Here is a 10,581-nt window from a genome sequence, read left to right as displayed (position 1 = left end):
TCTCTTTTGACGGACTCCTTCTGTTTTCAACCAGTTGTAATAACCCGAACGACTTACTCCCGCCAACTCACAAAAATATTGAATGAACTGAGGGAAACCATTTCCTCTTACCACTTGTTCAATTAGTTGAAATTTCTCTGATGTGGTTACTTTTTCTTCTTCGCCTGCCTTTCGAGTTCGTCGAGCTTTTTTACGAAATCTAACTCTGCCTCTAGGTACGCAATGCGCGCTTCTGCTTTCTTTAGTTTGTCTTCAGGAGAAAGCTCTTTGGAAGATGGGCGTCCCGTTGAACCTTTTCCTCTGCGTTCTGTATAGAATCCCTCTTCTCCGTACTTCTGGAACGTTGCTCGCCAGCGTTCAATACATTGTTTTGGTTTTCCAGAACCAATAATGGACAGATCAAACCCATGTTCGACAAAAATCTGATGAGGCCCTTTCCCCTCTGCGTTTTCCTTTACAGCTTTCACTTTAAATTCAGGAGTATAGGTAATGGATCGATCTGAAACCTTAACGATGTTTGGGTTGGACTCTAACTCTCTTCTCTGTGATTCAGTAAAAATAATCTTAGACATGTCTATAACCTCGCTCGTATTAGTTAATTCGATTATAAATGGACATTCGAGGTCATGAAACACAAAAACCCCGAATAAGGGCACTTTTTTATCAGTGTCCATTATTCGGGGTATAGTTCAATCAGACTTGTCAGGGCTTTTTTATAGTCTGGAAAACCAGTTAAGCGCAACATTTGCCCACACTTATTTCAAAAATAAATAGCAGGTTTATAAAAATATATTCATTGTTGATAATGTGTATAAAAATGTGCATATGTGAATAAAAGAAATGTTATGGAATGAAAATCACATTTATCCACATGTGTATAAAGGGAAAGTGCGGTTTATTGCCATAATATATAATAATTTGCATTTATTTTGCTTCTATTACATTACAAATCTGTAAAATAAATAAATTGTGAAGTGTATCTATTGACATATGAGGTTTGAGGGTTAATAATATTGTAAATATACAGACGTAATCATAAATATACATAGAGGTGGGTTCAAATTGAAGGCAGGGATTGTAGGTGCGACCGGGTATGGGGGAATTGAGTTGTTTCGTCTATTGCACAATCATCCACAAGTCGAAACAATAACCTTATATTCTTCCTCACAGGCTGGAGAAAATTTCGAAGAGATTTACCCCCAATTCCAGGGGGGAGAAACTCATATATTACAAGATTTAGAACCTCAGAAAATGAAGGAAAATCTGGATGTCATTTTCCTTGCTACACCAGCGGGAGTATCCAGTAGTCTTACCCCTCAATTACAAGAGGGCCGCGCGAAGGTGATCGACCTATCCGGTGATTTAAGGTTGAAAGACGCTTCCGTTTACAAGCAGTGGTACAAGAAAGAGGCCTCAGACGGAGAAACTTTAGAGAAAGCGATCTACGGTTTACCCGAATGGAATAAAGAACAAATCCAGACAGCAGACATCATTGCAAATCCGGGTTGTTATCCAACAGCTACACTGCTTGGATTAGGACCATTGGTAAAAGAAGGATTAGTGAAATCAGATTCTATCATAATCGACGCAAAATCGGGGGTATCCGGAGCAGGAAAAAACCCTAACCCGATCACTCATTTTGCTCATGCACAAGAGAACTTCCAAATATACAAAGTGAATCAGCATCAGCATATTCCTGAAATAGAACAACAATTATTCGAGTGGAATGATAGCATAGAGCCAGTGACATTCTCTACTCATTTAGTTCCGATGACACGCGGAATTATGGCAACCATTTATGTACAGTTGAAGAAGGAAATGACAGAGGAAGAACTTCGTGAAAAATACAGGAACTATTATGAGTCCCAACCTTTTGTCAGAGTACGTAATAAGGGCAGCTTTCCTTGCACGAAAGATGTTTATGGCACAAATTATTGCGATATCGGTATGACGATTGATCCCCGGACGAAACGAGTCACGGTTGTAAGTGTCATTGATAATTTAATGAAAGGTGCAGCCACACAGGCTGTACAAAATATGAATCTACTATTTCAATATGATGAAAGGGCAGGACTTGCACCATTGCCTGTTTATCCTTGATAAGAGAGGGAGAGATGCTTTGATACAACAACGGAAGGCGCAATCTATCGAAAAAATAGTCGACGGTTCCATATTGACACCGAGAGGATATAAAGCGGGTGGAATCCACAGTGGGTTAAGGTATCGAAAGAAAGACTTTGCCTTACTTATGAGTGACAAACCAGCTTCAGTGGCAGCTGTGTACACCCAGAGTCATTTTCAAGCACCGCCTCTCAAAGTCACACAGGAAAGTATAGCGGAACAAGGGAAAATCCAGAGTGTGGTAATCAATAGTGCAGTTGCTAATGCGTGTACAGGAGAAGAAGGGTTAGCAAATGCCTATGAAATGAGGAACATGATCGCCGATCGTTTCCAAATTCCAGCAGCCTATGTTGCTGTAGCTTCGACAGGAGTGATCGGGCAACAACTACCAATGGAAAAGATTGCGCACGGTTGTGAAAGTGTGGAAGTAACAGAGGATGGTAGTAGCGATTTCCAACAAGCGATCTTGACGACGGATACATGTCAAAAGTCAGCCTGCTATCAGGTTCAAATTGATGGGGAAACGGTGTCAATCGGCGGGGCAGCCAAAGGTTCGGGTATGATCCACCCGAACATGGCGACAATGTTAGGTTTCATTACGACAGATGCCACGATTGAATCTGACGCCCTGCATCGTGCTCTTAGTCAATCGATTGAGCGATCATTCAATCAAATCACAGTAGATGGTGAAACGTCTACAAATGATATGGTGCTCGCTCTTGCAAATGGGGAAGCGGAACATGGAACGTTGACAGAATCTCATCCAGACTGGGAGTCCTTTCAATCGACTCTTCAACTTGTTTGTGAAGACCTGGCGAAACAGATCGCCAAAGATGGGGGAGGAGCGACTAAGCTGATTGAGGTTCAAGTGACAGGCGCCCGCTCCAATGAAGAAGCCCGTATCATCGGTAAAAAAGTAGTAGGATCCAGTTTGGTGAAAACCGCTGTATATGGGCTGGACGCCAATTGGGGCAGAATAGTAGGAGCCATTGGCCACAGTGAAGCAGAAGTTAATCCGACGGAATGTGATATTTATATTGAAGATCAGCTTGTCTTCAGTAACGGAACCCCATGTCCTTTTTCAGAAGAGCAAGCAACAGAAGATCTCGATAATGAAGAAGTAACGATTTCCATTCATCTTTATGAAGGTGATGGAGTAGGGACGGCATGGGGGTGTGACTTGACTTATGACTATGTCAAAATCAATGCCAGCTACCGAACATAAACCGACCATCGTCGTCAAACTTGGCGGAAGCATGCTCGACCAATTGACAGACTCTTTTTACGCAAGCTTTAAAGAATTACAAGAGCACTACCACTGTATTATCGTCCACGGTGGTGGTCCAGCGATTACAAGGCTTCTCGACAAGCTGAAGATCGAGGGTGAATTTTACAATGGTTTGCGTAGGACTACGGAACAAACCCTTGAGGTCGTTGAGATGGTTCTCGGAGGCACTGTCAGCAGCCAAATTACAGGGGCACTAACAAAACAGGGAATCCCGGCAATCGGTGTGAAGGGTTCTGAAGCTTCTTTGTTGCAGGCGACTTACATGGACAGGGAAAACCTGGACTTTGTAGGGAAAGTCGAACGTGTGGATCCAACGATCTTGCAGCAACTATTGGCTTATGGATACGTTCCTGTCGTGGCCCCATTCGGTAAAACGGCAGATCAACAAACGGTCAACATTAACGGAGATGTTGCAGCTGGAGCTATTGCTCAAGCGGTAGGTGCGGAGAAACTCCTTTTTGTAACAGATGTCCCGGGGATTCTGGTCGAGGATCACGTGCTTGGGCATACAACGCCAGATGATATTGGGGTAATGATCGAAGAAGGAACCATCTATGGCGGGATGATCCCTAAAGTACAATCAGCTGTTGATGCCTTGTCGGATCATTTACAAGAGGTGCTCATAGTCAGTGGGGAGCGACCTTTAATAGAAGGCAGCACGTTGACAGGTACCTCTATCAAAGCGAAGAGAAAGGAGAAGGTGGAGTGAGTTTATTTCCTACATATAATCGTTTTCCATTAACAATCGTCTCTGGTAACGGAACAAAGGTTACAGACGATAACGGGAAAGATTATTTAGATTTTGTATCGGGTATTGCAGTTTGCAATCTTGGACACAGACCACCCATAGTGCAAAAAGCAATCGAAGAACAACTGAATAAGGTATGGCATGTTTCCAACCTTTATGAAATCCCTATTCAAGAACAGGCGGCAGAAATTTTAAGTGAAGCTGCTGATCTTGATTACGTATTTTTCTGTAACAGCGGAGCAGAAGCAAATGAAGCAGCCATCAAGCTAGCCCGCAAACATACAGGAAGGGAAAAGATTATTACATTCAAGCAATCCTTCCATGGCCGGACCTTTGCAACAATGAGTGCGACAGGTCAGGAAAAGATTCAAGAAGGTTTCGGTTCCTTGTTACCGACTTTCGAATATTTTCCTTATAACGATGTTTCATCGATTGAGGAAGTACATGATGGACATGTCGCTGCTATTATGGTGGAAGTGATTCAGGGGGAAGGTGGGGTTGTTCCTGGTACAAAGGAATTCCTGAAGAAAGTGGAGGAAAAATGCCGGGAGTTAGGGGCGCTTCTCATTATTGATGAAGTACAGACTGGCATCGGCAGAACAGGTAAAGCCTTCGCTTACCAGCATTATGGTCTTGACCCTGATATCGTTACGACTGCGAAGGGATTGGGTAGTGGATTTCCTGTTGGCGCTATGATTGGAAAAGCGGAACTGGAAGGCTCTTTCCAGGCTGGATCCCATGGTTCGACATTTGGTGGTAACCCATTAGCTTCGGCTGCTGTCAAAGCAACATTACAGGAGATCTTCACATCTGACTTTTTAGAAGAAGTGATAAATAAAGGGAAGGCTTTTAAAAGGAAATTACAAGAATCATTAACTGGATTCAGTAGTGTTAGCGAGGTGAGAGGAGAAGGTTTGATGTTAGGGGTGGCTGTTCAAACAGAAGCCCTTCCACTCGTGCATTCCTTGAGAGAGAAAGGATTATTGGCTGTCGTAGCTGGTCCGAATGTCTTAAGACTGCTGCCTCCATTAAATGTAGAATATGAGGAGATAGACCAAGCTGTAACATTGATTACAGAAGTTATTCGTCAACAAGAAGCAAGCTTACAAAAAGCTTGATCCTAAAGGCGGTGACATCCACAATCGAGATGAACGCCGCCTTTTTCAGCTACTTAATGTATAAAAATGCGCAATATATAATAAATATTCATTTTTATGGGGTGAAATCATGAACGGATATCTATATTTACAAAATGGCAAGACATTTGAAGGGAAAGCCTCCGACTCTATGATGGAGGGTGTTCAGGGGGAAATTGTTTTCTTTACTGGAATGACAGGTTACCAGGAAGTGCTTACTGACCCTTCATATAAAGGGCAAATTGTCGTTTTCACCTATCCTTTGATTGGAAATTATGGCATCAATAATGAGGATGGAGAAAGCCAAGAAATTCAAGTGAGCGGTGTGGTCATGTATCAATGTGCGGAAGCACCCTCCCATTTTCAATCAACCCAATCACTAGGGGAATATTTAGATGGGCAGGGAATCCCTTATCTGACAGAGGTGGACACACGTGAAGTAACGAAAGCGATTCGATCAGAAGGAACGCGACAGGCAGCCCTGACTGTTCATTCTTCCTATAGTTTTCAGGAGCCTGGTACAAAGCAAATCTATAAGGTACAGGGAGAAACAGCACAAACATATGGCAAAGGGGATTTCCGTGTCGCTTTGATTGACTTTGGATGGAAAAAGTCTATTTTAGAAGCCCTTCTCGAACGAAATATGGAAGTATCTGTTCTTCCTTTTTCTAAGCTCGGTTCGATCGATGATTTGAATCCAGATGCTGTTGTATTATCGAACGGACCGGGAAACCCGAAAGATGCTGTAACGATCCTGCCACAATTGAAAGAAGTGTTAGATAAATACCCTGCTTTTGGCATATGCATGGGTCACCAGGTGATCGCTCTCGCTTACGGAGCGGATACGACAAAGCTCCCGTTCGGCCATAGAGGAGCAAACCATCCTGTCAAAGATGTCGTCACAGGTAAAGTCTTCTTATCCTCCCAAAACCACAATTATGTTGTGAAAGAGGGAAGTCTCGAAGGTACCTCTCTCCAAAAACGTTTTTATAACGTTAACGATGGATCGATTGAAGGGCTGATGCATGAATCAAAAATGATCATGTCCTGTCAGTTCCACCCGGAAGCACATCCAGGACCTAAAGACGCAGAGTGGTTGTTTGATGATTTTATTCAATTGGCTAAAAGCAAAGGGGGAAAGGCATATGTATCGTAAAGTATTGGTGATTGGTTCAGGCCCGATCATTATTGGCCAGGCTGCAGAATTCGACTATTCTGGCACTCAAGGCTGTCTTGCTTTAAAAGAGGAAGGCTGTGAGGTCGTACTTGTCAACAATAACCCTGCGACAATCATGACGGATCATGATGTGGCGGATGTCGTTTATTGTGAACCACTGACTGTTGAGAGTGTGACGAAAATTATTGAATTGGAAAAACCGGATGCCCTGCTTGCTGGTTTAGGTGGGCAGACAGCTCTTAACTTAGCAGTGGAGTTAGAAAAAGAAGGGGTTTTGGAGAAATATGATCTCGAACTATTAGGTACTAGTGTCCATTCGATACAACAGGGAGAGGATAGAGAATTGTTCCGGGGTTTGATGAATGAGCTTTCTCAACCCGTTCCAGAGAGCGAGGTCATAACAACTGTTTCACAGGCTAAAGCCTTTGCTGATGAGGTCGGTTATCCTATCATCAGTCGTCCTGCCTATACTCTGGGAGGACGGGGAGGTGGGATCGTTCACAGCGAGGATGAGCTGGAAGAATTGATATCCACTGGTCTAAAAGCGAGCCCCATTCACCAAGTCATCGTAGAAAAGAGTATTGCTGGTTTTAAAGAAATTGAGTATGAGATCATGCGGGATCATAATGGGACGTGCATTTCTGTTTGTAATATGGAAAACTTCGACCCTGTTGGTGTACATACGGGTGACTCGATTGTTGTAGCGCCTTCTCAGACCCTTTCGGACGTTGATTACCAAATGTTACGTTCTGCTGCCTTTAGTATTGTTTCAGCACTGAATGTCATTGGGGGGTGTAATGTTCAATTAGCACTCGACCCAGAGAGCCGTCAATATTATGTGATCGAGGTCAACCCAAGAGTGAGTAGGTCCTCTGCCCTCGCTTCTAAAGCTACCGGATATCCGATAGCCAAAATGGCGACAAAAGTAGCACTCGGTTATACGCTGGATCAGATTGAAAACCCGCTGACCGGACACACTTACGCAAGCTTCGAGCCAGCATTGGATTATGCCATTGTTAAATTCCCGAGGTGGCCGTTTGATAAATTTTCTGAAGCAGATCGAAAGTTAGGTACAAAAATGAGAGCGACGGGTGAGGTAATGGCTATCGACCGTACCTTGGAAGGGGCGTTTCAGAAAGCGGTCCAATCCTTAGATACGACGATCCCTGTAATCACAGATCCGTGGGAACACCTGAAAAAACCGACGGATTTACGTTACTTTGCAATCCTTGACCTTTTACGAAATGGGGAAACGGTCGAAAACATCCATAAACAAACGAAAATTGATTTGTTCTTTTTACAAATAATGAAAAACATCATCGCGATGGAGGGTAGGCTGGCGACAGAGCCATTGAGCGATTCGTTAATCCAACAGGCGAAAGTGTACGGTTTCTTAGATGCACAAATAGCTAATCTATCCGGAAATTCAGAGAAAGAAGTGGTGGAAAAAAGAAAATCACTGAATATCAATCGTCAATTTAAAGTGGTGGACACCTGTGCAGCTGAATTCGAGGCCGCTACCAATTACGTTTATAGTACCTTTACTGGTAGGAATGAAATAGAAGCCCTGGAAGGAAAAAAGAAAGCGCTGATTCTTGGATCAGGTCCAATTAGAATCGGGCAAGGGGTGGAATTCGATTATAGTGCTGTCAAAGCGATCCAAAGCCTGCAGCAACAAGGCTGGACGACGATCATGATAAACAATAATCCGGAAACGGTGAGCACCGATTACGAAACAGCGGATCGTCTTTACTTTGAGCCGATACAAAAAGAAATCGTCCAATCGATTGTTGACTTTGAAAAAGTGGATGCTGTCTTCACGCAATTCGGCGGCCAGACAGCAATCAACTTGGCAGCAGAGCTTGAAGCAGAAGGGATTCCTTTAGCGGGCGTACCTACAGAAGTATTGGACGCACTTGAAGATCGGGATAAATTTTATGCTGCACTGAAAACTCTCGGTGTTCCACATGTCTCTGGAACGACCTGCCACACGAAAAAAGAAGCGTGGGAAGCTGCTGAGACATACGCTTTCCCTATACTTTGCCGTCCCTCCTATGTAATTGGAGGACAGGGGATGGTCATTGTCCACAATCAACAAGAGTTGACGGATGCCCTTGAGGAGACGGATGATCGTCATTTTCCAATCGTGCTTGATGCATTTATGCAAGGGACAGAGGTGGAAGTGGATCTCGTAGCGGACGGGGACCATGTTTTTCTTCCGGAAGTCATTGAGCATCTGGAACCTGGGGGAGTCCATTCAGGGGACAGCATGGCATTGTTTCCTTCGACGCTCTCCTCATCCATGAAGGATAAAATCAGTGAATACAGTAAGGAAATCGTCTCCCATTTTGATTATAAAGGAATCATGAACATTCAGTTTTTGTTGAGTGATGAGGAAGTTTATGTACTGGAAGTTAACCCACGGGCAAGTCGTACTGTACCAATCGTCAGCAAAGTCGCAAACGTTCCACTCATCGATTTAGCTGTGCGAGTCCTTATTGAAGATGCGGAGTTGGACTTGAAAAACATGGAAGTCCCAGTCATTCCTAAGAAAGCTGTCAAATACCCTGTCTTCTCCTCTTATGCTATGACAGAAATCGATCATAAACTCGGTCCGAATATGAAATCTACTGGTGAGGGCATGTGTGTAGCGGAAACAGTCGAAAAGGCTTTAAGAAAAGTATTTTCTCACCTTCCAAATGCACACCAAAATGCGGACACATGTTTTATAGATGTAGAGAGCAGTAGTAAGAAATTATCCACTCATCTTTCGTTTGAAGAATGGTTGACTATTGATGAAGCTTCTCTTTATGTAAATGACCAGCAGTCAGAGGAGGCGCGTCATAGACGTATACTAGCGGTGAAAAATGGGGTTACGGTGTTTAGTGAACTTAAAACGTTCGAGGCGTACTTACAATCACTAGCTTGCGAGGAAATGGAACCGACCCCGCTACCGGGGAATAAACGTGAAGGAGTGCAATTGGGATGAATTTGTTAGATCAAATGTACACAACCGATGGAGCAATGCACGGAAAGCATGTATTGACATGGATGGACTATACACAATCAGAAATATCTCAATTATTGGCTCAGGCCCAACATTTAAAGGAAAATCCTTACACGCAGTCATTGAAAGGGAAAAATCTTGCTATGATTTTTGAGAAATCATCCACGAGAACCCGTGTTTCTTTTGAGGTAGGGATGGTTCAAATGGGGGGACATGCACTCTATTTGAATACGAATGATATTCAAATTGGAAGAGGGGAAACCATTGCGGATACCGCTCGTGTGCTTTCCGGTTATGTTGATGCCATTATGTTCCGCACAACATCGCATAGTAAGTTGAAAGAGCTTGCCGACAACGCCTCCGTCCCTGTCATTAATGGCCTTTGTGATGTGTACCATCCGTGCCAGGCCCTGGCGGATATCTTTACTATTTTTGAATTGAAAGGCCGCCTTTCTGGGGTGAAAGTTGTTTATATCGGGGATGGCAATAATGTTGCTCACTCTTTGATGATATTGGCAGCAATGACAGGTATGGAGATGGTGATCTGTGCACCGGAAGGATACCACCCTCAAGCAGAGATTATGGATAAAGCAATAGAGCTAGCTGAACGTCATAGTGGTTCCGTCCGCTTAGAAAATGACCCGAAAAAGGCTGTGGTAGATGCGGATGTCATTTATACAGATGTTTGGACGAGTATGGGGCAAGAGGAAGAGTCAGAGAAGCGTCTCCAGGATTTCCGGGGCTATCAAGTGGATGAAGATTTACTCAACTCTGCAAAGTCAAACGCTTCTTTTCTTCATTGTCTTCCGGCGCACCGTGGCGAGGAAGTTACTGGTGGTGTGATTGATGGAACCCACTCAGCAGTCTTTCAACAAGCAGAAAATCGTATGCATGTCCAAAAGGCCATTCTGCAGGCGGTCATCGGCTGGAAGTGAATTTATGAGCATATTTTATAATGGCCGCACATTATGATATAGGAATGGGGACTGATTATTGATAAAGACATAAAAAGAAGGTCGAAAGGCTACGAATTTCATCGAACGCAATTTTTTTACAAGGGAATCTCAGATCGATGTGGAAGTAGTTAGAGAGAATATTCAAATT

8 protein-coding genes are annotated in these 10,581 nt (G+C 43.5%); 7 read left to right on the top strand and 1 reads right to left on the bottom strand.

Annotation, left to right across the window (positions count from 1 at the left end):
• Positions 1 to 146: 146 nt before the first annotated feature.
• The gene (locus BMZ58_RS20875; RefSeq protein WP_075037768.1) at positions 147 to 572 is read right to left on the bottom strand and encodes an HTH domain-containing protein; all 426 of its coding nucleotides are present in this window, start codon (positions 570 to 572) and stop codon (positions 147 to 149) included.
• A gap of 490 nt (positions 573 to 1,062) precedes the next feature.
• Here BMZ58_RS20875 and argC point away from each other — a divergent pair, with 490 nt between their 5' ends.
• The 7 genes from argC to argF all read left to right on the top strand — a co-directional run bounded on the left by argC (position 1,063) and on the right by argF (position 10,412).
• Positions 1,063 to 2,100 (top strand): N-acetyl-gamma-glutamyl-phosphate reductase, encoded by a 1,038-nt coding sequence (argC, locus tag BMZ58_RS18240; RefSeq protein ID WP_075037981.1) that lies wholly within the window; start codon positions 1,063 to 1,065, stop codon positions 2,098 to 2,100.
• A gap of 19 nt (positions 2,101 to 2,119) precedes the next feature.
• Positions 2,120 to 3,346: a bifunctional ornithine acetyltransferase/N-acetylglutamate synthase gene (gene argJ, locus BMZ58_RS18235; protein ID WP_075037980.1), complete on the top strand. Its 1,227-nt coding sequence runs from the start codon at positions 2,120 to 2,122 to the stop codon at positions 3,344 to 3,346.
• Positions 3,315 to 4,118 (top strand): acetylglutamate kinase, encoded by an 804-nt coding sequence (argB, locus tag BMZ58_RS18230; RefSeq protein WP_244151657.1) that lies wholly within the window; start codon positions 3,315 to 3,317, stop codon positions 4,116 to 4,118. Before argJ ends, argB begins: the two co-directional genes overlap by 32 nt.
• Positions 4,115 to 5,275, top strand: a complete 1,161-nt coding sequence (locus tag BMZ58_RS18225) for an acetylornithine transaminase (RefSeq protein WP_075037978.1) — start codon at positions 4,115 to 4,117, stop codon at positions 5,273 to 5,275. Before argB ends, BMZ58_RS18225 begins: the two co-directional genes overlap by 4 nt.
• Before the next feature lie 109 nt (positions 5,276 to 5,384).
• Positions 5,385 to 6,449 carry a carbamoyl phosphate synthase small subunit gene (locus BMZ58_RS18220; protein ID WP_075037977.1) on the top strand — a complete coding sequence of 355 codons (1,065 nt, stop codon included), beginning with the start codon at positions 5,385 to 5,387 and terminating at the stop codon, positions 6,447 to 6,449.
• On the top strand, positions 6,439 to 9,459 hold the full coding sequence (locus BMZ58_RS18215) for a carbamoyl phosphate synthase large subunit (RefSeq protein WP_075037976.1): 3,021 nt from the start codon (positions 6,439 to 6,441) through the stop codon (positions 9,457 to 9,459). The genes BMZ58_RS18220 and BMZ58_RS18215 overlap by 11 nt, the downstream gene beginning before the upstream one ends.
• Positions 9,456 to 10,412, top strand: coding sequence for an ornithine carbamoyltransferase (argF, locus tag BMZ58_RS18210; protein ID WP_075037975.1), 957 nt, complete (start codon positions 9,456 to 9,458; stop codon positions 10,410 to 10,412). Before BMZ58_RS18215 ends, argF begins: the two co-directional genes overlap by 4 nt.
• The last annotated feature ends 169 nt before the right edge of the window (positions 10,413 to 10,581 follow it).

The organism is Halobacillus dabanensis, assembly GCF_900114165.1.
Lineage (GTDB): Bacteria > Bacillota > Bacilli > Bacillales > Halobacillaceae > Halobacillus > Halobacillus dabanensis.
The sequence above is the reverse complement of the archived record's forward strand: the minus strand, read 5'-3'. Positions and strand labels throughout refer to the sequence as shown.

What these genes read in the sequence shown, in the direction of transcription:
- BMZ58_RS20875 (WP_075037768.1), bottom strand. Translation starts at nt 572, where the DNA reads ATGTCTAAGATTATTTTTACTGAATCACAGAGAAGAGAGTTAGAGTCC.
- argB (WP_244151657.1), top strand. Translation starts at nt 3,315, where the DNA reads ATGTCAAAATCAATGCCAGCTACCGAACATAAACCGACCATCGTCGTC.
- BMZ58_RS18220 (WP_075037977.1), top strand. Translation starts at nt 5,385, where the DNA reads ATGAACGGATATCTATATTTACAAAATGGCAAGACATTTGAAGGGAAA.
- BMZ58_RS18215 (WP_075037976.1), top strand. Translation starts at nt 6,439, where the DNA reads ATGTATCGTAAAGTATTGGTGATTGGTTCAGGCCCGATCATTATTGGC.
- argF (WP_075037975.1), top strand. Translation starts at nt 9,456, where the DNA reads ATGAATTTGTTAGATCAAATGTACACAACCGATGGAGCAATGCACGGA.